General features: G+C 39.4%; 21 protein-coding genes and 1 tRNA gene. 8 read left to right on the plus strand and 14 right to left on the minus strand.

What is annotated here, in order from left to right; translation table 11 throughout:
• Nucleotide 1: 1 nt before the first annotated feature.
• The 3 genes from GVK91_RS01905 to GVK91_RS01915 form a co-directional block, all read right to left on the minus strand.
• Complete coding sequence (locus GVK91_RS01905) at nucleotides 2-1,141, minus strand: FecR family protein (RefSeq protein WP_159726642.1); 1,140 nt, start codon at nucleotides 1,139-1,141, stop codon at nucleotides 2-4.
• A gap of 67 nt (nucleotides 1,142-1,208) precedes the next feature.
• Nucleotides 1,209-1,766 carry an RNA polymerase sigma-70 factor gene (locus tag GVK91_RS01910; protein WP_159726644.1) on the minus strand — a complete coding sequence of 186 codons (558 nt, stop codon included), beginning with the start codon at nucleotides 1,764-1,766 and terminating at the stop codon, nucleotides 1,209-1,211.
• A gap of 212 nt (nucleotides 1,767-1,978) precedes the next feature.
• Nucleotides 1,979-2,683 carry a TIGR00730 family Rossman fold protein gene (locus tag GVK91_RS01915; protein WP_167512255.1) on the minus strand — a complete coding sequence of 235 codons (705 nt, stop codon included), beginning with the start codon at nucleotides 2,681-2,683 and terminating at the stop codon, nucleotides 1,979-1,981.
• A gap of 115 nt (nucleotides 2,684-2,798) precedes the next feature.
• On the opposite strand from GVK91_RS01915, the gene recR reads away from it, so the two are divergent.
• The gene (gene recR, locus GVK91_RS01920; RefSeq protein WP_088161620.1) at nucleotides 2,799-3,413 is read left to right on the plus strand and encodes a recombination mediator RecR; all 615 of its coding nucleotides are present in this window, start codon (nucleotides 2,799-2,801) and stop codon (nucleotides 3,411-3,413) included.
• Here the strand turns inward: recR and GVK91_RS01925 are convergent.
• From GVK91_RS01925 to GVK91_RS01935, 3 genes are read right to left on the minus strand one after another with little or no spacing between them, the layout of a single operon-like run.
• Entirely contained in the window at nucleotides 3,410-4,585 is a 1,176-nt protein-coding gene (locus tag GVK91_RS01925; protein WP_159726647.1) for an oxygenase MpaB family protein, read from the minus strand. The genes recR and GVK91_RS01925 overlap by 4 nt on opposite strands.
• A gap of 5 nt (nucleotides 4,586-4,590) precedes the next feature.
• Nucleotides 4,591-4,944: a hypothetical protein gene (locus GVK91_RS01930; RefSeq protein WP_153847354.1), complete on the minus strand. Its 354-nt coding sequence runs from the start codon at nucleotides 4,942-4,944 to the stop codon at nucleotides 4,591-4,593.
• Nucleotides 4,945-4,958: 14 nt separating this feature from the next.
• A complete protein-coding gene (locus GVK91_RS01935; RefSeq protein ID WP_153847353.1) occupies nucleotides 4,959-5,573 on the minus strand; it encodes a hypothetical protein in 615 nt (204 codons plus the stop codon).
• A 390-nt stretch (nucleotides 5,574-5,963) separates the two neighbouring features.
• Between GVK91_RS01935 and GVK91_RS01940 the strand changes: the two genes are divergently transcribed.
• Both GVK91_RS01940 and GVK91_RS01945 read left to right on the plus strand, forming a co-directional pair.
• Nucleotides 5,964-6,815 carry an AraC family transcriptional regulator gene (locus GVK91_RS01940; RefSeq protein ID WP_159726649.1) on the plus strand — a complete coding sequence of 284 codons (852 nt, stop codon included), beginning with the start codon at nucleotides 5,964-5,966 and terminating at the stop codon, nucleotides 6,813-6,815.
• 76 nt (nucleotides 6,816-6,891) lie between these two features.
• Nucleotides 6,892-8,145, plus strand: a complete 1,254-nt coding sequence (locus tag GVK91_RS01945; RefSeq protein WP_159726651.1) for an amidohydrolase — start codon at nucleotides 6,892-6,894, stop codon at nucleotides 8,143-8,145.
• 82 nt (nucleotides 8,146-8,227) lie between these two features.
• On the opposite strand, the gene GVK91_RS01950 is transcribed toward GVK91_RS01945, so the two are convergent.
• Complete coding sequence (locus tag GVK91_RS01950) at nucleotides 8,228-8,815, minus strand: hypothetical protein (RefSeq protein WP_227550276.1); 588 nt, start codon at nucleotides 8,813-8,815, stop codon at nucleotides 8,228-8,230.
• 547 nt (nucleotides 8,816-9,362) lie between these two features.
• Between GVK91_RS01950 and GVK91_RS01955 the strand changes: the two genes are divergently transcribed.
• The 3 genes from GVK91_RS01955 (at nucleotide 9,363) to GVK91_RS01965 (ending at nucleotide 12,447) form a co-directional block, all read left to right on the plus strand.
• A tRNA-OTHER gene (locus tag GVK91_RS01955) sits at nucleotides 9,363-9,424 on the plus strand.
• A 403-nt stretch (nucleotides 9,425-9,827) separates the two neighbouring features.
• On the plus strand, nucleotides 9,828-10,922 hold the full coding sequence (locus GVK91_RS01960; RefSeq protein WP_159726653.1) for a slipin family protein: 1,095 nt from the start codon (nucleotides 9,828-9,830) through the stop codon (nucleotides 10,920-10,922).
• A gap of 103 nt (nucleotides 10,923-11,025) precedes the next feature.
• Nucleotides 11,026-12,447: an RtcB family protein gene (locus GVK91_RS01965; protein ID WP_159726655.1), complete on the plus strand. Its 1,422-nt coding sequence runs from the start codon at nucleotides 11,026-11,028 to the stop codon at nucleotides 12,445-12,447.
• Between the two features lie 81 nt (nucleotides 12,448-12,528).
• Here the strand turns inward: GVK91_RS01965 and GVK91_RS01970 are convergent, their stop codons facing one another.
• The 4 genes from GVK91_RS01970 to GVK91_RS01985 all read right to left on the minus strand — a co-directional run bounded on the left by GVK91_RS01970 (nucleotide 12,529) and on the right by GVK91_RS01985 (nucleotide 15,889).
• Entirely contained in the window at nucleotides 12,529-13,824 is a 1,296-nt protein-coding gene (locus GVK91_RS01970) for a chloride channel protein (protein WP_153847348.1), read from the minus strand.
• A 94-nt stretch (nucleotides 13,825-13,918) separates the two neighbouring features.
• Entirely contained in the window at nucleotides 13,919-14,377 is a 459-nt protein-coding gene (locus GVK91_RS01975) for a GyrI-like domain-containing protein (protein WP_153847347.1), read from the minus strand.
• A gap of 61 nt (nucleotides 14,378-14,438) precedes the next feature.
• Complete coding sequence (locus GVK91_RS01980; protein WP_153847346.1) at nucleotides 14,439-15,296, minus strand: DUF6265 family protein; 858 nt, start codon at nucleotides 15,294-15,296, stop codon at nucleotides 14,439-14,441.
• 35 nt (nucleotides 15,297-15,331) lie between these two features.
• A complete protein-coding gene (locus tag GVK91_RS01985) occupies nucleotides 15,332-15,889 on the minus strand; it encodes a DUF4256 domain-containing protein (protein ID WP_153847345.1) in 558 nt (185 codons plus the stop codon).
• Between the two features lie 133 nt (nucleotides 15,890-16,022).
• Between GVK91_RS01985 and GVK91_RS01990 the strand changes: the two genes are divergently transcribed.
• A complete protein-coding gene (locus GVK91_RS01990; RefSeq protein ID WP_153847344.1) occupies nucleotides 16,023-16,892 on the plus strand; it encodes a DUF808 domain-containing protein in 870 nt (289 codons plus the stop codon).
• An 82-nt stretch (nucleotides 16,893-16,974) separates the two neighbouring features.
• On the opposite strand, the gene GVK91_RS01995 is transcribed toward GVK91_RS01990, so the two are convergent.
• From GVK91_RS01995 to acnA, 3 genes are all read right to left on the minus strand, one after another.
• Complete coding sequence (locus tag GVK91_RS01995; RefSeq protein ID WP_159726657.1) at nucleotides 16,975-18,360, minus strand: WG repeat-containing protein; 1,386 nt, start codon at nucleotides 18,358-18,360, stop codon at nucleotides 16,975-16,977.
• Between the two features lie 138 nt (nucleotides 18,361-18,498).
• Nucleotides 18,499-19,083, minus strand: a complete 585-nt coding sequence (locus tag GVK91_RS02000; RefSeq protein WP_153847342.1) for a pentapeptide repeat-containing protein — start codon at nucleotides 19,081-19,083, stop codon at nucleotides 18,499-18,501.
• Between the two features lie 278 nt (nucleotides 19,084-19,361).
• Nucleotides 19,362-22,130 (minus strand): aconitate hydratase AcnA, encoded by a 2,769-nt coding sequence (gene acnA / locus GVK91_RS02005; RefSeq protein ID WP_228280238.1) that lies wholly within the window; start codon nucleotides 22,128-22,130, stop codon nucleotides 19,362-19,364.
• Nucleotides 22,131-22,354: 224 nt separating this feature from the next.
• Between acnA and GVK91_RS02010 the strand changes: the two genes are divergently transcribed.
• Entirely contained in the window at nucleotides 22,355-22,885 is a 531-nt protein-coding gene (locus tag GVK91_RS02010; RefSeq protein WP_153847340.1) for a TlpA disulfide reductase family protein, read from the plus strand.
• Nucleotides 22,886-22,891 lie beyond the last annotated feature (6 nt).

Here is a 22,891-nt window from a genome sequence, read left to right on the forward strand (position 1 = left end):
TTTAGAGTTCAACTTCAATTTTATTGTTTTGCAATCGACATTTTATATCCAGGAAGTTGAGGGTCTCAACCAGTTGCTGGGCCGTTGAATTACGTTTTATTTTTCCTGTCAGTTCACGCTTTTCATTTGTTCCTTTATAGACAATATCTACATTATACCAGCGTTTTATGGCAGCGAGTGCATCTTTTATTGGTGTCGATTCAAAATAGAAAAAGCCATTTTTCCAGGCCATTGCCTCTTCGATATTGGCTTCTGCTACGATAAGATTCCCGCCTGTAGTAAATGCTGCTTGACCAGGTTTCAGCATTTTTGACTTGCCGAATTGCGAGACTTGTACAGAACCCGCTATAAGTGTGGTTTTATTGTTTTCATTTGGATAGGAGCTTACATTAAAATGGGTTCCGAATACGCGGATGGTTTGTTCATTGGATCGCACATAGAATGGTCGCTTACTATCGTGGCTGACTTCAAAATAGGCTTCACCCGATAATTTTACTTCACGGCTATTCGACGCAAAAGATTCAGGAAATGTCAAAACGGAGCCAGCGTTTAGCCACACCTTACTGCCATCGGCCAAAATTATCGTATACTCTGTTCCAATCGGCGTTTCAATGGTATTGGTACGGCTAGCAGCAGTATTCTTACTGGCTGTAAATTGATATTGCACGGTTCCGGAAGCAGTTGTAACAACTTTCACCTGTTCATCCTGATGGAGAACGCTCTTTTGGTGGGCAGAAAGGTCAATTTTAGTTCCATCGGCTAAAGTTAATACGGCTGCTTTAATGCCCGGATGAACTTGCTGTTGTGTCTTCACGGCTACCTGCGGGCTATCTCCGGTTGTTCTTTTAACAAGGTAAAGGGGCAATATAAATAACAGTGCCAAAGCAGCAGCTATTCCACCCAATTTCATCCATTGTGGAATTCGCTTGATTTTTGACGCTTGGATTTCCTGCTTTATATTTAAGAATAACAGCTCTTTGAGTTGTTGTTCATCTGTTGCGAGCTCCTCGGGGATAGGGAGAGGTTCGCCATTACTTGTTTCATACCATTGTTGCAGTTCGGCTTCTTCTTCAGGGGTACATGTGCCTTGAAGCCATTTATAAGCCAATTGCTTTATCCGGAATTGATTATGATCAACCATATTTAGGGGTTATTTATATATAGAGTCCCTAAATTGGGCTGATACCCTGACAAGAAGAGAAAAAAAATTACAAAGTAATCAGAAAGCGCTGAATACCAGCGCGTATTTTTTTTAAGGCACGGCTTAATTGGGTTTCGACAGTTTTCACAGAGATGTTCATACTTTCAGCGATCTGTTTATAGGAGAGTCCTTCTTCGCGGGATAATTTGAAAACAAGCTGGCATTTTTCAGGCAGTTCCGAAACAAGCTGATCTAGCCGAACACGAAGCTCTTCAAACTGAAGCCAATTTTCCGTCGAGTTATCAAAATCTACCCATTCCGTATCATGCTTAAAAGCTTCCTGCTTGTATTGTTGTGCCAGATATTTAAATACTTTGTATTTAACGGCCACGGCGAGATAGGAGGCGAGATTGCTTTCAATTTGGAGTTGATGGCGTCTCAGCCAAAGAGAAGTAAAGATATTTTGTACGATTTCCTGCGCATCTTCCAGTGAATTTGTTTTGCGGGCCGCCTGGTAATAAAGCTTTTTCCAATAGCGATCATACAAAGCTTCGAAAGCTAAGCTATCGTCTTGTTGAATCAACACGATCAACTCTTCATCTGAATGGCCTCCAAAATCTTTCATGCAAGACAATAATTTGTTTTTCTATGGTTATACGACGTGAAATGCTAATTTCGCTATAAATGTAGGGACTAAATTATGAATAATGCAACTTTAATATATAAAAGCTGGCTTTAAGCAGCTAAACGCGTATTTTACAAAGGATAGCAGCTTCGAATAGACAAAAAAAAGGAGTATCTGAATCAACAGATACTCCTTTTTTGAAGTGGTGCTTCTTAGAAGTTTGGTTTCAACAAGTATTTATCGTAGAATCGGAAAATATGATCAGCTGCTTCCTCGGCTGTATCCACAATTCGAAACAGTTTTAAATCCTCTTCACTGATATATTTGTTTGAAATCATTGTATTTTGAACCCAGTCCATTAATCCTTTCCAATATTCAGAGCCGACCAATACGATTGGAAAACGTGCAATTTTACCGGTTTGAATCAGTGTGATTGCTTCAAAAAGTTCGTCCATGGTTCCGAAACCTCCAGGCATAACAATATACCCTTGAGAATACTTCATAAACATGACCTTTCTGACGAAGAAGTACTTAAATTCAAGCAATTTGTCGCGGTCAATATATTTGTTGTGAAATTGCTCGAATGGTAATTCAATGTTTAGACCAACAGACTTACCTCCAGATTCGTAGGCGCCCTTATTGGCTGCCTCCATAATACCCGGTCCACCACCGGAGATAATACCATAACCGCGTTCCGTCAATAAGCTAGCAATATCTACTGCCATTTGATAATATTTGTGTTCGCGCGGGGTACGTGCTGATCCAAATATTGAAACACAGGGGCCAATTTTTGCCAATTTCTCAAACCCATCCACAAACTCTGACATCACTTTAAAAATCTGCCATGAGTCTTTTACTTTAATTTCCTGCCATGTTTTGTTTTCAAATGCGCGGATAATTTTATCTTCTTTTGTAATGTCCATATATAACGTTATACATTTAATTTTTAAAACCTAATTTTTCAAAAAGGAATACAATATAGCTATTTTTTTAATACTAGCTACTTTTTCTGATTATTCTTACATTTGCATTATGAATTTTTCTTCTAAACTTCTCGAGAACGCAGTGGCCGAATTTGGAAAATTACCTGGCGTGGGACAAAAGACGGCATTAAGACTGGTTTTGCATCTGTTGAAGCAATCCGACGCAGATGTAGCGCGTTTTACGGCCTCTATCGATCGCTTGAAAGAAGATATTCAATATTGCCAAGAATGTTTCAATATTTCTGACCACAGTATATGTGAGATATGCGCCTCATTCAAACGCGATAAAAGTTTGATCTGTGTTGTAGAAGACACGCGAGATGTGATGGCCATCGAAAATACAAATTCCTATCAAGGTGTATATCATGTTTTGGGAGGATTAATTTCGCCTATGGATGGTATTGGCCCTGCTGATCTAAAAATCGAAGGGTTAATTAATCGAATCCAAAGAGGTGAGGTAGAAGAAGTTATTTTGGCCCTTTCAGCAACAATGGAAGGGGATACCACCATTTTTTATTTATACCGTAAATTGCGTGAGTTTGATGTAAAAATTACAACGATTGCCCGCGGTATAGCCTTTGGTGGTGAGCTGGAATATGTCGATGAGCTGACCCTGGGACGCTCCATTGCGACACGGGTGCCTTACGAGCGCAACGTTGGTTAATTGTATTTCAGATAGATTTGTTTCACGCCTTCGTGTACTTTTCTTCCTTTGTCAATTTGTTGTTGTCGCCATAAGCTGTCGGTAACCATACGATTTGCTTTTTTATTTTTTAAGATATTCACATAAGCAATTTTACCGAGTACCGTCTTCTTTAAACCCAATAGTGAACACGAGTAGTCTCCCAATAGATAATGATTGTAGTAGAGATGAATTTCGCGCATGAGCTTTCGTCCCCATTTGTTTGTGGGGTAGGCTGCTTTAATGGGCTCTTCCATAAGCGCTTTTGCTAAAGCTAAACTATCCTGATCTCCTGATTGTTGTGTCATGGTCCAATAATACAAAGCTTCAATAGCTTGCTCCTCTGTGTCGGGGAGAAGTTGCATTGGAATACCCAGCAATGTTCCGATAAATTTCCAGACATGGAATAAACCTTCAACCTCGTTTTTCAATACATTGAATTTCATGCGTTTTAGTCCTGTTAGGTAAACAAGAGAAAATCCAAGATTGGTTGCAAGCATATCCCATGTGTTTAATGGAATACCCCATTTTTCTGTTTGCCACTGACCGTGCTTTAGGATGTTTAATCGCGCATACGAATGGATACATCGGGTGAGTAGAATGGCCTCTATGCCAATATTACCCTTTTTCAGTGCATCATCGCCTGTGATATCAACCCAAAAGGTTACCGTTTCGGTGAGCCGTTTGACAGCGCCTTTTTTTAGTGCCCCCGTAAAGATCAAAGGTTTATTGATCGCGCTGGATTCATAGCCCCCCATGAGGACATAATCCCGTAACACAATAAGTCCTGATAAACCAGAACGTTGACTGAGCCCAATGCCTTGTTCTATTTTATTCCAATCTAACCAAGAAGGGCTGAGATCTAATGTATTTAAAAAATTCAGCAATACATGTTCGTATGCTGCATTAATAGGCTTGCCTGCAAGTGCATCTTTAAGCAGTTGTTGACCTTGATGGAAACCAATTTTTAGGTGTAGCTGCTCGACAAGTTGGTCGCAGCTATTGTCAAATTGATAGAGTAAAGGAGTAAATTGATCGGCAGCAGCCATGGAAAGTTTCGTTGGCAATTTGCGAAGCAATTCGACACCAAGACCCTTCGACCAATAAAAAGAAAATGAACTTGTATTAACTTGATAACGTTCGGGTACTCGCATATCTTTTATTGAATTGTCCAAACAGTATAACTTCCAGTTAGTGTGATACTATCATTTGATTTATTAAACTTAAAGTCTATATAATCCATTTGACACGATGAGAGATCACTGCAGCAAAATTGACGATCAATTTTAAAATGAAGTCTAAATGAACCTTCGGTAATATTTGTATAAAAAGTCAATCCACTTACGCTAAAGTCACTTAAATGCGGTGCCCCATCTTTATCTTCCAATTGCTCGATAACGTAATCATTGATTTCTTGCTGATGTTTGTCGATGAATGGTATAAGATCTTGACTGCTGAATGGTATGATTAAATCGTCTTTTTTTAGTTGGATTCTGATGTTAATTTCTGTCATCTTATTATGCTGTACTAATAAAGATCTCTCCAGTTTGGAATATATAAACTGAAAATTGCTTCTGTTTCTTTTCGCGTCTTATGAGCAAATTTACAGAAAGCCTTTAGAATAATTAGATTGATGTGTTCTTTTTCGAAATTAATGAGTCGATTTGAAAAATGAAATCCACCTTCAACGATTCTAAAATCGTTTTTGGATAATTTATGGATGGTTACTGTAGCTACATCATATATATCCAACTGTTCTTCCCAATAAGCAATCTGCTTGATTATTTCATGGTAGAGTAATTCCTGACTCCATTTGTGCAGTAATTTCAATGTATTCGTGCTCTTCTTTTGATATACACATATACTTGTAGCTGTCAGTTCAACGGTTGCTAGCGTTGTGGAAGGATAGATCTTGACCAAATAAGGTTTTCCAAATAGGTAGTAGGGGGCTTCTAGATAGGAATAGGATATACCTTCCGATTTACTTTCTGGAGGGTTTAACTTGATGTACTCTTTAAGGAAAGCAACATCGCAATGTGCCGGAGCATGTACACGATAGGGTGATGAACTACCCGAAATTTGGATATAATCTTTATTCCAGGGAACTATTTCATAAAATATACGACCGATTTCGATTTGCATTTCTCAATTTTAAATTAGTTATGGGGCGTCGGCATTCAATATCGCTTGATACCCTAGCAACTGCGTTAAAGTAACATTTTTTTATATTAAACAATAGTTATAATCGTAACAATTTTCTTTTATACAGGGAGTCCAAACAATAAGAGTTTCGTTTGAACAAATTATGGACTACGAGTAATCAACTTCGGACTGTAAGTAGTATGTCTGTACGATGTAGACATAGTAAATACACTTAGAAAAGGTGGACTCAACGTGGACTTACTGTGGACTCACTGTGCTTACAGGACGAAGTTGGTCATAAGTTAGTCGTAATTTTTAGCATTGTTACCAGCTCTCACTAGCTTTTGTTTTTTGTTTTAATATTTAGATACTATCTTTGGAATACTGTTTATGTATCAACCCAACGACCATTTTCCAATATTAGACCTGCAGAAATTTCAGGAAGGGATTATCGCTGACCGCGATTTACTTTTTCATGAACTCATTGGCCCTAGAGAAATTAGTGAACCGCACAAACACGATTTTTTTATCCTTTTATTATTCCAGGAGTCTGTAGGTACACATACAATAGATTTTGACCGTTTTGTACTAGGCTCAAATCAGCTACATCTGGTTTTTCCGGGACAGGTACATCAGTGGCAGATGGCTGATCCTACCTATGCACTGCAGCTCATGATCAGCAGACATTGGTTCGAAAGTTTATTACCTGCGTTGCGATTTCCTATTTCTTATTATCTTAAGCATTTGGTCATAGATCTTTCAACGACCAATTTTCAGTCGTTATTGACAGAATTCAAGGCAATTGCAGATGATTTACAGGATGGTGAGATCCTATGGGAATTGATTTACGCACGGGTCAAAGTAATTACGCTTCTGATCAGCAAGATCGTTCAGGATAATTATGATGATTATGAACAATATCAGGCTAATCCAATTATGGCAAAATTTGTGCAGCTTATCGATGAATGGTATAAAAGTGAAAAATCAGTCGCTTTTTATGCCGAAAAGCTAAATATTTCGGCAAATTATCTGAATGTGTTAAGTAATCGGGTTTTACAGAAATCAGCTTCATTTTTGATTCAGGAACGTGTGTTACTGGAAGCAAAGCGGTTGCTTAAAATTTCGGATAAAACGATCAAAGCTATTGTCTTTGATTTAGGGTTTTACGATAATGCAAGCTTTAGCAAGTTTTTTAAAAGTCATACGAATATGACGCCAAGCCAGTTTAAAGCGCAGCCATAATATCTACACAAGCTGTGATAATTCGTACAAAGATCATTGTCTCAAATCACTTAGCTTTGGTAAAAATGATATAGGTATGAATGAGATCAATCAGAATCAAGAGACATATTTGTTGAAGAATGTATTGCTAGAAACAGGCTTTCTTTATGAGCATGAGGAAATTGTTGCTACAAAAACAGCATTGTTTGACATTCAAATTGAAGCAAATAAAATAAAAAGTATTGAGCCAGCGCAATCGGTAGCGAATGGAAAAGCTTTTGATGTGAAAGGTAAATTGGCATTGCCGCCATTCCGTGACATGCACATTCATTTGGACAAAACCTTATATGGTCTGCCCTGGAAGGCGCTATTTCCAAAAAATAGGACTGTAAAAGATATGATTGCCAAGGAACAGGTGATCATCCCCGAGTTGTTGAAAACCTCTGTCGAACGGGCCGAAAAATTAATCGCGCTTTTACAGGGCTACGGAACAAATTTTGCACGTACGCATTTTAATGTAGATCCAACATCGGGAACAAAGTCATTGGAGCATTTGTTACAGGCGCTGGAACATTTAAAATATTCATTTGCTGCAGAACTGGTTGCATTCCCCCAGCATGGCCTATATTATACAGAATCGGCGAAACTTATGGAGGAGGTAGCAAAATGGGGGCAGGTGGATTTTATTGGTGGTTTGGATCCCTTTAGTATTGACGGCAGTATTGAGAAACCGATGGACTTGACAGTTCAACTTGCATTGGATAATAACAAAGGAATCGATATCCACTTGCATGAGGGTGGGGAATCAGGTGTTAAGACCATACATTATTTGATTGATAAAGCATTGGAAAATCCGGCATTGCAGGGACGTACATTTATCAGTCATGCTTTCGCCTTAGGCTACATGCCGAAAAAGGACTTAGCACATACGGCCGAACGAATGGCAGAAGCGAAAGTTGGTATCTGCAGTTCGGTTCCTTTTCGCAATATGTTGATGCCATTTCGGGAACTGAAAAAAGCGGGAGTGGAAGTTTTTGTAGGAAACGACAATGTTCAGGACCATTGGGGTACTTTCGGTAGCGGTAATATGCTTCAAAAAGCCAATCTAGCTGCGGAATTATATGGTTATGAAACTGAATTCGAGTTATCCCGTTGCCTTCGTTATGCGACCAATGGCAAAATTCCGCTTGATGATCAAGGGAATTCCGTATGGCCGAAAGTTGGAGATGATGCTAGCCTCCTTTTTGTCGATGCGAGTTGTTCTGCAGAAGCAGTTTCTCGCATCTCAACCGTCTATGGGCTTATCCATCAGGGAAATGTGGTCAAATGGAACAATAGTTCCCAAGCTTAATTGAAAGTAGCAAATAATCATAAATTGAGAATGCCAATTTATCGTCTAGAAAATTGGCATTTTCAATGCTGGGGGATAACGTTTAGTGTAGGAAAGTCGTCTTGCAGTAATCTATTTTATAAGAACCTTGCTCATTGACCAATTGAACTTCATTTTTGGTTCGGATGTCATTACCGTAATCAATAAATACGATAAATTTGCTTTCAGTTACTTTGTCGACTTTGACATCCTTGATATCCAATGCGTCGTCATTACCTCTTCCAAATAACCAGGTTTCCTCCGTATATAAGGGGTAGATTTTTCCCCATTTGGCCTTATAAGCTGCCTCAGCTTTGGGTAGTTCTTCATCTGTGAGGTTGGAGGGGCCGTAAATTTCATTCGCATCTTTTAAAAAGTCTTGGAATCGCTTGGTACATAATGCGTCCTCTTTATCCAGATAGTAACAATATTTTCCAGATGCGGAACCTGTACATTGAAAAATTCCTTTCAACCAAGCTTCTGCTTGCTGATTCTGACCCACTGCCGTGTCTTGCTCCGCTGTCCTTGTGCTGTCTTTGAATGGTATTTGCTTTGCAGGATGATTTGCAGTAGTGCTTTTATGGTCTTGCGCTGAATTTGCACAGCTTGCTAACATGCAAAACAGCCCTATTGTTGCATATAAACTTTTCATTTTTTGATATCGTCTTAATATTGGAATAAAATTAGGATATAAATTGGATAACATGATCACGGATTACCACTATATTCAACAGAATATTCATCAAAAAATCTAATTTTCCATTCTTTTTGAAATAATGCAGCGGGCCGTAAGTCTACCATGTCGATTTAAGACGCAATGAATTTGCGTAGTTCAGGACTTCTAATCTTTTTTTACAACAATTATTTATTTTTATTACCTGTATATCAGAGCTATATAATTTTATATGAGTTTTTCTTATTTCTTTTTATTGTTACGCAAATTCCCTGCGTATTAAACCAATGATATTTGTAATGTCAACAATGACAAACGTTCTTTGATGGAAATTATAGCGAAAAGCTTTAAGATATATACTTTATTATGAAGTATAAAAGAGCCTTTCTTCTTCAGATTGCATCCTGGTCACCTGTTTCAGTATAGCAGGTTAGTATTGTTCTCTATGAGTTTCAATATACTGATAAAACGAGAAGTTGAAAGGAAAGTGCTCGTGTTAGAGGTTCGAATCCTCTCCTGTAAAAAAGGTAGCTCAAGGGTAGAGCAAAGCAGTTAGTTGTGGGTCGTAGGTTCGATTCCTACTCCTGAGCAATCAGGATAGTTCAGTCAGGTTAGAATAACAACACAATCGTGTGGGTTCGAATCCCACTTCCATTTTCGGATGGAATAGCATAAGGGTATTGCATCGAACTGTCCATTCGGACATTCAAAGTTAAGACTTTCTTCAAAAAGGTCATTTGGTAGAAGCTTGCTATCTTTTATCCTGCTTATAGGCTGTTTTCATGCGATTGAGCAATTGATTGATGGCCTGAGATTCCTAAGTGAGGTATCTGCGTTTATAATAAAACGTCATGACAATAAGATGGGGTATTTGTTCATCGACTTTTGATTTTAAAAAAGGGTACCAGGACTTTCGAATCCCGCTTGAGGTCAAGGGATAAAAAATAGCAGGTTTTATAATAGAAATGAAGAAAATTTAAAAGAATATACAATGAAAAGAGTACAGCTAACTACAGACGAAATCGGATTGGTTGTTAAGAGCAATGCGGTGATCCGTGTTTTGAAATCCGGTAACTACTGGTTGGGATTTGGTGAAAAACTGGAGAAGTACACGATTACTCATCCATTTCCTTCCGGTCGCAATGTTGATGTACTGTTGCAGTTGACAGGTTTTCGCGAATTGGTCGATATCGTTGAAGTAGGTGATACGGAGATCTGTCTTGTTTTTTTGAATGGTAATTTTGAAAAGACGTTAGCGTCTGGCAGGCATGTTTTTTGGCAGGAATTGCGCGAACGCAGATTTCAATTAGAAGACATTACGGAGATTGAGATCCCTGCATCTGTTAATCGTCAATTGCTGGAGAAGCAGAGCTTAGGCTATTATGTACGTCAATATAAGATTGAACCAAATGAGAAAGCGCTGCTTTTTGTAGACGGTGTGTTTGTGGATATTTTGAAGTCGGGAACGTATTGTTGGTGGAAGAATGCAAAAACCATAGCGATTTTAAAAGCTGATATGAGGGTCTTGACATTGGAAGTGGTAGGACAGGAGATCTTGTCCAAAGATAAGGCACAGATCAGAATCAATTTCACGCTGCAATATCAGATTGTGGATATTGTCAAAGCGCTATTGGATAATAAAGAATATGAAAAGCAATTGTATTCGTTGATGCAGTTGACCTTACGGTCCTATATTGGCCAGATGACTTTAGACGAGTTGATGGAGCGAAAGACTGAAATACAGGGCTATGTCTTAGAAAACACATTGCCACAAGTCGCGGGCTTGGGTATAACACTGTTGACCTGTGGCGTTAAAGATGTTATTTTACCAGGAGATGTGCGGGACATCATGAACCAGGTGTTGATTGCGGAGAAGAGGGCGCAGGCAAATAGCATTATGCGTCGTGAAGAGACTGCTTCAACACGGAGTTTGTTGAATACTGCGAAGCTGATGGAAGAAAACAGTATGTTGTTTAAATTGAAGGAAATGGAATATGTCGAAAAGATTGCTGAAAAGATCAATACGATTTCGGTTTCCGGAAATGGACAGATTGTTGATCAGCTCAAGCAATTGTTTGTGAAATAAAAGATTAAAATGTTGAAAGAGATGCAGGTAGCAACGTAAAGAGATGTTGTTACCTGCTTTGGAGAAGTTGTATGGCTGCTCCATCAAAAAAGAAAGTAAAAAAATGGAAAATAAAAGAATAAATGGCAATGATTTAATTGCATTAGGATATAAAGAGAATCATACTTTGGGTGTTGCATTGAAAATCAACAGTAAAAGACACGGTTTTACGCGGGTAGAAATGCTCGAAAAGTTCAAGTCTGTCCTGGAAGATCCGACCGGGTATTCAGAAGATGCTGTTTTCGGAATTTTGGCCCATGCCATACTTGGACAAGAGGCTGTTGATAAGTCGTTAATTGCATTGAACGAGACTCCGGCGGAATATACGATCTATGGCGCATCTGAAATCGAAACCGGGGCAAAGGTACAGATGAATATCGCTATGAAATTGCCTGTTTCAGTTGCCGGAGCGCTGATGCCGGATGCGCATCAAGGGTATGGATTACCAATCGGAGGTGTACTAGCGACCAATAATGCCGTGATTCCTTACGGTGTTGGTGTCGATATTGGCTGTCGTATGGCTTTGTCAATCTTCGATCTACCAGCGTCAATTCTCGAACATAATTTGACGGCTTTGAAGGAAGTTATTATGCGCAATAGTAAGTTTGGAGCTGGTAATGGATATTTGAGACATGAACGTGTAGATCATGAGGTGCTAGATAACAAATTGTTTAGGGAGAACAGTTTGCTTTCTTCATTGAAAGATAAAGCCTGGACACAATTGGGATCTTCAGGTGGTGGAAATCACTTCGTGGAGTTTGGTATCGTCGAATTTGAAGAAAGAGATGAGGTTTTGAACATTGATAGCGGAGCATATTTAGGCTTACTGACACATTCAGGTTCAAGAGGAATGGGCGCTACCATTGCGGCACATTATACCAAGTTGGCTAAATCCTTATGTAAGTTGCCTTACCAAGCGGAAAATCTGGCCTATTTGGACCTGGACAGCCATGAAGGGCAAGAGTATTGGTTGGCTATGAATCTCGCCGGTGATTACGCGTCAGCCTGCCATGAAGTGATTCATGAAAAAATTAAGTCGGCTTTAGGGGCAGAATTACTTGCAAAAGTTGAAAACCACCACAATTTTGCATGGAAGGAAACCTGGAATGGTCGGGAGGTAATTGTCCATCGAAAAGGGGCTACGCCAGCTGCAAAAGGGGTAATGGGGATTATTCCAGGCTCCATGGCTACACCAGGTTTTTTGGTGCGCGGAAAAGGCGAGTTGAGTGCTATTCAATCGGCATCTCATGGGGCAGGGCGATTGATGAGCCGTACACAAGCGATTAAAACCCTATCTTCTCATGAGCTTAAAGAGATTCTTACAGATAAAGGAATTACGTTAATTGGTGCAGGGATGGATGAAGCGCCAATGGCCTATAAAGATATCCATACTGTAATGGCATCGCAAAAGGACCTCATTGATGTTGTGGCCAAGTTCCTTCCAAAGATTGTCCGTATGGCTGATGATGGGAGTAGGGAAGATTAAATTATGAAAAGAGCTCCTTAAATGTATTTAAGGAGCCCTTTTATTATAATTTGATCATGTTTTGTTGATCAATAAGTGAGATTAAAATGGTTTGGCTGTTGCTACTTCCTTATAGGTGTATACGTTATAGGGATATAGTTTTTTAGCTAGCGCTTTCGCAATAAAACTGCTAATAAGTAGCGGTGCCAGAAGCAAATAGCCACCCGGAACAAGACTTGCGATAATAAAGATTGCTGTAAAAGGGGCATGTATTGCTGCCGAAAGCATTGCCGCTGCACCAAAAAGAGCAAAATTTATAACCACCAATTGTGTGCCTAGGTAATGATTGCAAAGTTGGGCAAACAAAACGCCTAATAATGCCCCTGTTACAATGCTGGGTGCAAATACACCGCCATCACCACCTGCACCTAAGGTCAAAGAGGCTACAAAAGGTTTTAAGAGAACAAGCAGGATCAGCGGAAGAAAGTAAGCTAAATTTATGGAATCATGGAGGCTACTTTTTAGAATCTCCCCAAGGCCATGATAGCTATCGCCATAAAGTGCCGGCAAGAAAAAGATAAACGTCCCAACGGTAATTGCGCCCAAGTTGACACGGATAAAATTACTTTTTATGCCTGCAAAATAGGACTTTGCATAAATAACAATTTTAGTAAAATATAACGCTAAAATCCCGCCAATCAGTCCTAAAATAGCGACAAAAGGGATCGCCTGCCATCGCCATGCTTTTACCTCAAATGTAAATAAAGGACTTGCGTCAAGGTAATAAACAAATACGGACGCCACAGCCATTGAAGTTAGTCCACTAATGAGTAAAGTCTTATTATATCTCCGTGCAATTACCTCAAAAGCAAAAAGAAAACCACCCAATGCGCTTCCAAACAACAGTGTGACTCCAGCAATTACGCCTGCGCAGATCAACTCGGTTTTGTAGGCCCAAGCCGGATGTAATCTCTTATACGCTTGGTTGCCTACTGTAGCTGTGGCAACAACTGTGGAGACTTCAACACCGGTTGAACCACCGAAAATTACAGTTAGAAAACCATTGATATAATGTGAAGGAATCTTAAAAAAAGGCAAATGGTCTTTTCTTGTTTCCAATGTTGTATAGATTTCTTTGATCCCTTTATTTTTTCTGTTTTGAAAAGCGTATTTCCGTAAGAAATAAATAGCTGTAATACCTATGCTGGGTAGAATAATAAACAGTTTAGGATTCCAGGAAGATACTCTTTCAAACAATTCTTCCTGTACATAACCTGTGCTGTGCTTGAGGCTGTATGCCAATAAGCAACAAATGATACTAACGAGAGCTGAACTTCCAATTAATTTTAAATAGCTATATCGAACAACTTTTTTTCTGTATGTCGTATTGCCTTGCATAATGTTTTTCTTTAAATCGGCACAAAGGTAAGGGTTATTTAGTTTAAAATAAATGATAAATACCTTAAGACATACTTTTTGTTACGGTATACCGCTAATGGATACCTATATATATATCCACCTTTGCATCTTGTGGATTTTGGGCTTTTTCGCCATATATTTCGAAGTCTGCGGCATACGTTCTTGGTAAATCCGAACTCCATATCTTTTGCCAAGTTTCATAAACGATGCCATCTTCTAAACTTCCTTCTGCAGTAAAGTGTTGGTAATGATTTTCAGCAATATGAATACCGTCCAAGTCTTCGGGCACTTCTTCAAGATTGCTCACTTTACAGCCCAAGAAAGTGGTATAAGGTAAGGTGTGATCCTTTTCATATTCGGTATAGATACAGTAGAGTTCGCTGGATATCTTATTGGGAATACGGCTTAATACATCTTCTTTAAAAAAGCGGCTCCAAAGTTCCGGAATGTCCTTAGCTGCCTGTCCATCTTGGTTGCTCGTACGGATGGCAAGGCCAATTATACTGAATGAAGGGATTGTTTTATTTTTCATGACTTTTAGTTTTCCCCAAAGTTAGATCGGCAAATGACAGCTGTATGTCACGAACAAACAGCTAATGTTGTTTTTTCCAGATTTTATCTACTTGAGACAGGTATTCTGCCAAAGCAGCTGAACCATACCAAGGGTAAAATGAAGCTTCTAAGAGACCATTCTTTATCGCTGGATCGTTTTCTAAAATACGCTTTGCCGCATCAATAGAAGCCATGTTATTTAATATAAAAAGGCCCCGGAAGTTATTGTCATTTTTTCCAAATGGGCCAGCAACAATCAGTTGCCCATTTTTTACGAGAAGATTGATATTTTCCATGTGACCTTTGAAACATTCATTAATAAATTGTTTGTCTGTTGTTTTATTCTCGCCAGTTTTCAGGAGGACAAAGATGTAGGATTTCATTCCATAATCATCGGCCCCTAATTTTTTTGCGAGTTCCTGATCGTAATTTGGGTTCGCTAGGGTCGTTGTGGGTACGATTTTAGTCACATAAAAAGATCTGACTTTTCCCGATTTTCCTTCCACTGATATATGAAGTCGGTTTGTAGCGACGGGTGTATATCGAATGTAATTAGGGAAATCATGGGCTTCATTAACAAAAGAATAGGTACTATCCTGATAATTTAGCTCAAAATTGACTTCTTTCCCATTGTTTTGTCCGATGACCAGTGCTGTATATATGATTTTATCCTTTATTTTGGTCAATTTTAGGTATTCACTGACTATCTTTTGGCCATTTTTCAACGCATAGGAAAGGCCTTTTAATTCATGATCGTTTATACGATCCCATTGTTCGTATTCCTCTTTATTGTCAACCTTCCACGTTCCTTCTAAGAAAGAAGGAAAAGAGACTTGTGAAAAAAGTGGTTGAGCAGCTCCCAAGCAAAAGAGCAGGGTGGCGATTAAAATTGTTTTCATATAGGTTTTATATTTTGACGGTTAAGTGCTTTTATTTAAAGAAAAAGTATGGTACGAAAGCCCCGTGCCGCATAATAGGAGATCGCGCCATTATGATAGGTGAAAACTTGGTTGTAACGTCTGTCACCGAATAAGGCGCCACCAAGCTTACGAATAGCCTCCGGAGTTTGTATCCAGCTGGAAGTTTTTAAATCAAATTCACCTAACATTTGGAGTTGGCGATAGTGTTGTTCAGAAAGCAGCTCGGTTCCCATTTTTTTAGCTTCTTCGACAGCACTTCCAATAGGTTTGTTTTCCTTTCTGTCATCTAAGGCTTTTTGGTCAAAACAGAGGCTTCTCCTTCCTTTGGGACTTTCTTCTGTACAATCCACAAAAGCATACTGCTTTTTGTTTGGATCAATAATAACAAGGTCGGGCTCGCCAGCGCTCTTTTCCATTTGGAACAAGCTCCATAATTTTTGGGGGCTTTCAAGCAATTTATGCACTACTTCGTCCCAGCTGATCTGTGGGTGTCGTTTGGGGAATTTCTGAAACCTTTCTTTTAGCGTTTCGAGTAGCATTGACTGTTCCTCTTGTGTAAGCAAATTTTTCATAATGGTTGTCCTTGTGGTATTAAAATTACGTATTTAATTCAAATGTAATGTAGCTTGATATTGCAAATGGATTAAATTCCTTATTTCAAAATTGAATTAAATTTATATTTTTACGTTCAATTTTTATATAAATATGGCTTCAGGAATATTTGCAATTCTAGATGATATTGCAGCATTGATGGATGATGTGGCAGTAGCGAGTAAAATCGCAACAAAAAAAACTGCTGGAATCTTAGGTGACGATTTAGCGGTTAATGCCGAGAAAGCGACTGGCTTTTTAGCTTCACGCGAGCTCCCAGTTTTATGGGCAATTACGAAGGGCTCTCTGCTCAATAAGTTGATAATTGTACCAATAGCATTATTACTAAATGTCTTTTTTCCAATTGCCATCAAATATATTCTAATTTTGGGAGGTTTCTATCTTGCTTTTGAAGGTGTTGAGAAGATTATTGAATACCTGTTCCATCGCAAACATCCTACGGAGGAAACAAAAGTGGAGACTGTCGTTGCTGAAAACTCAGTTGCTGCTGAAAAAGCGAAGGTAAAATCGGCTATTACGACAGACTTTATTCTTTCTGTGGAAATCGTCATTATTGCTTTGGGAACGGTTTTGGGAAAAAGCTTGTCCTTACAAATTATTACGGTTTCGGTTGTTGCTTTTCTGGCCACAGTTGGAGTCTATGGTATTGTAGCACTTATCGTTCGTATGGACGATGCCGGTTATAAATTGATTAAAACCTCACGTGAAAAAGGCCCTATTGCGAGCCTAGGTCGGTTTTTAGTCCGTGCGCTACCCTTTGTTATCAAATTATTGGCTGTTGTAGGTACATTTGCTTTAATTCTGGTTTCAGGCGGAATATTTGCGCATTATATTGATTTCTTACACCATGCGCTACCAGCTCTGCCAGGAATGATAAAAGAGCTGTTATTTGGCCTAGGGGGAGGTCTTATCGTGGTGGTTTTATTTACGATCGGCAAAGGGCTGTTTAAAAAGAAAAAATAAACTCCTATTGATCTTTGATGATCGGCAACCCTATAACAAAAAGCAGCAGATATATCTGCTGCCTTTTTTTGTTATAGGGTTCTTAAATTGTGTCTGTTGCCTCTGCCGCGGCATCCATTTCTACACGTTCACCTTTTGTATTAATCAAAATTACATCGTCCGAATCCGCTAAAGAGACAGAAGCCACGCCATCACTGAAAGAGGTGGCCCCGCTGTATATAAATGGTATGGCCACTTTTCCCTGGCCATCTAAATAACCATACTTTCCATCTTTACTAGCAAGGAAAAGATTAGGTTCTTCTGTAACTGAAATCAAATCGTAGTCGGGAGCAACGATTTTATTGGTTTTTATTTCAGTAAGATTATACGTGTCGTTTTCGATGCTGATGAAATGCGTTGAATTATTTTCAGAAATATAGCTATACGTCGCCGGGACAATTATTTTGCCCGCCTGATTCAATATACCATATTTATTTTTCTGTTGAAATACGGCATAACCACCGTTAATAAACGATATCATATCATAATTTGCGGAAATTAAAATTTTGCCGGATTTATCCATGACCCCATATTTTTCGTTTAGTCCAAAAACCAGTTGCCCAAGGTGATCATCGTAACCTAAATAATCGTATTGGAAGGGGATGATTGGTTTACCGGCCAGATTAATGGCACCATATTTTTCATTTTTATATTGAACTATACTAAGATCGCCAACAAATGGTGCGATGTATAGGTATTGTGCTGGTACAATTGTTTTTTCTTCGCCGTCTTGTACCCCTATGAGATTAGTTGCAGCATCTTCAAATAAATACAGATTTTCAGCAATCTGGTTGCTCTCTTCCGAATCTTCCTCGTCGTCATAAATGGATGCTACTTGCTCATAATCCTCAGATACGATAAAATCTTTATCGTCCAGTTGGCTATCGGCGATGTTCTGGGCAATCATATCCATTCCAAGAGGTGTTGTTAGCTGTAGCACAGCCCCGGGGATTTTTTTGAACAGATCAAATCCCTCCCAATAGGTGACTGGCAATTTATCGCTATACCAGATCGATAAAGTGCTGTTTTCCTCGTTATCTTCTGAAATAGGAATTTCGACCTGAGCTAGTTTGCAGGGATAACCGGCAATCATTTTCGTTTGGTTTGGGACGAATTTGATCGCATGTGGGCTGAGCTCATTTTCTTTAACGACGTATTTTGCCAGTCCTGGGTACAATATAATTGATTGTTCTTCATTTTTTTTAATGAGAAAGATTGACTCTTCGCCGTCTCCGGAAGCCGATATAACTTTTATTTTATCATTGTTAACATACGCTTCGTAAACAGAAACTGGAGCTGCTTGTGCTTCTTCGCTGGGATCGACAGCATACGTAATGGCATAGTTGATCTTGAATGCTTTATTGATCTGGGCAAACGACATTGTGCTGGCCGCTAAGATAGCTGCGAATGATAGGGATATTTTTTTCATCTTCTTAAACTTTGAATGACAAATATCCTGATTCAAAGTGAGGTGTTTTATCCCTGAAATCCGTTATTTAACGATAAATCAACATGTTTCAAATGAATACATTGATTTTGGGAGTTAGTTGAACGGCCTTTCCCATATTTAATCAATAAACAGTTGATATTTAAGCAGTAGACCAGGCAGTTGTTCCGGACCAAATTTACTTTTTTTCATACGATTGACCTCTGGATCTAGCTGGATATTGATCGAAGACCGAAAGTCACAGCCCTCGAGATTGCATTGTACAAATCGGGCATTTAACAAATTCGTTTTTTTAAACAGCACCTGTTGAAGGTTGGCCCGTTCAAAATCCACATGTTGCAAAGAGCATTGTTCAAACTGGAACTTCTTTATATTTCTTTCAAAAAAAGAGGAGTAATCCAGAACCGAGTTGCTGAAATTGGCATGAAAGGAAAATGAACTACATTCATTAAAGTGTATGCCTAGCATTTTGCAGTCATTAAAAACAACATGATCTAATTGTGTGCCCTTTAGACTGACATTGGAAAGATTACACGATTTAAATTCACAATTTGTGAATAGGAGATCTACGAGTTCTGCGTTCTGGAAATCACATTGCTCAAAGGTGCATTTGTAGAATTCCTGAACTTGCTTTAGTTCAGGTGTAAATGTTTGTTTAGTGATTGTTTGTTCGACAAGTTCTTCCATTCTGTATCGTGTTGGCATTGATTTTAGCGAAAATAAGCAATTCTCCCGAATGATTTTACTTTAAAATAAAGTCAAAGGCGCTATTTCCGCTTGCGGACAAAATACCTGATTTCAGGGATAAAAAGGGGGATTTTTTATAGCTATTTTTGGTGTAGCCATAAAACATAATTCTTGGGGTGCTGGGGGGAAGACTGACGTATTGTAGAACTCTGGTAGGTTTTAATATAGTTTGTTAAAGGGCACTGATCAGTGCCCTTTACTATTTTAGGTATTCCGATCCGCTAATTTGCACAATGTTAGTTGTTCTTTAAATACTGACGCAGCACATATTGTAGAATACCGTCATTCTTAAAATACTCTATTTCAATGGCTGAATCAAGTCTTGCTTTCACCTGAAATGTGGTTGTTTTTCCATTTTCATGAACAGCATTTACCGTGAGGAGTTTATGAGGTGTTAAATCGGTCTCAAGTCCCGTGATGTTATAGACTTCTGTTCCATCTAGTCCTAATTTCTCTGCGTTTTCGTCATTGATAAATACAAGAGGTGCTACGCCCATACCGACAAGATTACTTCGGTGGATACGCTCGAAACTTTCAGCGATAACCGCCCGTACGCCAAGGAGGAATGTCCCTTTCGCTGCCCAGTCTCTCGAGGAACCCGAACCATACTCTTTTCCTGCCAGTACGATGAGCGCTGTGTTGTTTTTGCGATATTCCATTGCGGTTTCAAAAACAGTCTTCACCTCATTGGTGGGGAAATACCGACTAAAACCACCCTCACGATCGGTAATTTTGTTTTTAATACGCACATTGGCAAATGTTCCGCGCATCATGACCTCGTGGTTCCCACGTCTAGATCCATAAGAGTTGAAATCTTCTTTACTTACATGATGTGATCTGAGGTATTGTCCAGCTGCAGTTTCTTCTTTGAATGACCCTGCGGGTGAGATATGATCCGTTGTCACCGAATCACCGAGATAAAGTAATACCCTTGCATTCTGAATATCCTGTATTGGATTAGGAAGGGCTTGTAAATTCTCAAAAAATGGCGATTCTTTTATGTAGGTGGACGTGTTGTCCCACTGGTAATTTTGATCAAGATTCACTTCAAGTTCTTGCCAGTCTGTCGACCCGTCGAAGATGACATCATAAACTTCTTGGAAATCCGATTGTTTGACGCAGGCATTGACGGTGTCGATAATATCCTCGCGGCTTGGCCAAATATCTTTCAGATATACGGGCTGACCGTTAGGATCGTAATCCAATGGTTCCTCCAAGAGATTAATATCCACTCTTCCGACCAGTGCATAGGCAACAACAAGCATCGGCGACATTAAGAAGTTCATTTTTACCTGTGGATGCACACGGGCCTCAAAATTTCGGTTACCGGATAATACCGAGGCAACAATCAGTTCACCTTTTTCTACCGCCTCTGCTATTTGTGGTGGAAGAGGACCGGAGTTTCCAATACAGGAGGTACAACCGTAACCCACGGTGTGAAAACGCAGGGCATCAAGATCAGCACTAAGTCCTGATCTTTCAAGGTATTGTGTAACGACTTTTGAGCCAGGGGCTAAAGAGGTCTTTACCCAGGATTTGGTGCGAAGTCCGCGCTCGATGGCGTTACGGGCCAATAATCCTGCACCGATCATGACAGTAGGGTTCGAGGTATTGGTACAGCTTGTTATAGCTGCAATCGCAATACTGCCATCACTGACAATATACTCCTTATGATTGTGTTTGATGCGAACGGCATGAATAGACTCTTGAATAACTTCATGCGGTGAATCATGTTCGACGGGTACCTTACCAAAGGTAAACTCTGTGCCAGAGCCGCCGTCAGCAAGCCAGGCAGATTCCGATCGTTGCAAAACAGGGACATATTGTCGATGGTGTTCGCTGTCTAAGAGTTGTGAAAATGTGGTTTTTAAATCCTTCACTAGAATTTTATCCTGAGGCCTTTTGGGGCCAGATACAGTTGGCTCCAGGCTCGATAAATTGAATTCAACAACCGACGAATATTGAATTTCTTCCTTGCCTGTGCGCCAGAGTAAGTTGCTTTTACAATAATCTTCAACAATTTTAATCTGCTCTGCACTTCGATTGGTGCTATGCATGTATTCAAGGGTTCGGTCATCAATCGGAAAATAGGTAACCGTACAGCCAAATTCGGGGGACATATTGGAGATTGTGGCACGATCTGTCACCGAAAGGCTGTCCAATCCATCGCCAAATACTTCAACAAATTTACCCACAACACCTTTATCGCGAAGTATTTTTGTTATCGAAAGGACCATGTCGGTCGCGGTGCATGTCGCTGGTATTTTGCCCATAAGTTTAAGGCCGATAACTTCAGGACAGGTGAAAAAAATAGGTTGTCCAAGCATGGCTGCTTCAGCCTCAATGCCACCAACTCCCCAACCTAGTACACCAATACCATTGACCATTGGTGTATGTGAATCCGTCCCTACTAAGGTATCCGGAAAAAGCCAATTGTCGCGTTCAATTACTCCTTTGGCAAGATATTCCAAATTGACCTGATGGCAGATACCCATACCCGGAGGAACAACGGTAAAATTTTTCAATCCTTTCTGTGCCCATTTAAGGAGTTCATAACGCTCGCGGTTGCGTTCATATTCCAACTCGACATTCTTGTCATACGAGTAGTCTGTGCCAAAGTAATCGACCTGAACGGAATGATCTATGACTAGATCCACAGGGATAGCGGGATTTATTTTTTGTCCATCCTTGCCATGACGGATAAATTCGGCACGTAGGGAAGCCATATCGACTACAGCAGGTACTCCGGTAAAATCCTGCATTAAAATTCTGGCCGGTTTGAAGGGTATATCTTTGTCAACAGGCTGTGGAGTCCAATGAATCAGGGTATTAACATGCTCGTCCGTGATGCTAAATCCATCATGGTTACGCAATACATTTTCCAGTAGTATCCGGATACTAAATGGTAGGTGCGTGATATTACCTTCGGGAAGATCTTTAATAGCACTATACTGGTAAACTTTTCCGTTAATTTCAATTTCTCGTATTGATTTCTCTTTGCTCATATTCATTTACTTATTTTCATACTATATAATACACATATCCCCGAATTTGTTTGTAATATCTTTTACACATATCTTTCTGCTTTTGTATTCCAAAACGGAATTTATGCCTATGTAAATAATGAATTAAAAAATTGGATAAAAAAAAGATTGCTTTTTCTGATTTAGAGACAATCAAATTAGGATGCAAACGTTATGTTAATGTTTATGCTTAGAAACAGTGTTGTATGAGAAAAAGAGTAAATTATAGTGTCCTTTTCTTGGTTAGTTTGTTGTTTTGCAGCCCATTTCCGGGTAAAGCAAGTACACTTTCTGTTGCCGAAGGGGAGGACAATGGCTGGACCGAAGGGTATGATCTTAGCTTTAGGGACAGTAAAAACAATGTGTTGACCCTAAATCAACTCAAGGGGAAAGTTGTGGTTATTAATTTATGGGCGACATGGTGTCCACCTTGTCTTGCTGAGATGCCTTCATTGGATCAACTCTATAAGGACTTTAAGGGCAACGACACTATTATTATTTTGTCTGTCGATATTGATGGAAATCTTAGCGCTTCGAGAAAATTTATGGCGAAAAGGAAATATAGTCTACCTGTCTATCAGTTAAATTCGGCGTTGCCGAATGGATTGAGTACCACAAGCATACCCACAACAATTATTTTGGACAAGGCTGGTAAGCTGGTCATTAAGCATGTAGGTGGAATGAATTTTGGCTCGCAGAAATTCAGAAAATCCCTATTGGATTTAAGTAAGGAATAGATTTTG

It is taken from the genome of Sphingobacterium sp. 18053, assembly GCF_902706145.1.
Taxonomy (GTDB): Bacteria; Bacteroidota; Bacteroidia; order Sphingobacteriales; family Sphingobacteriaceae; genus Sphingobacterium; species Sphingobacterium paramultivorum.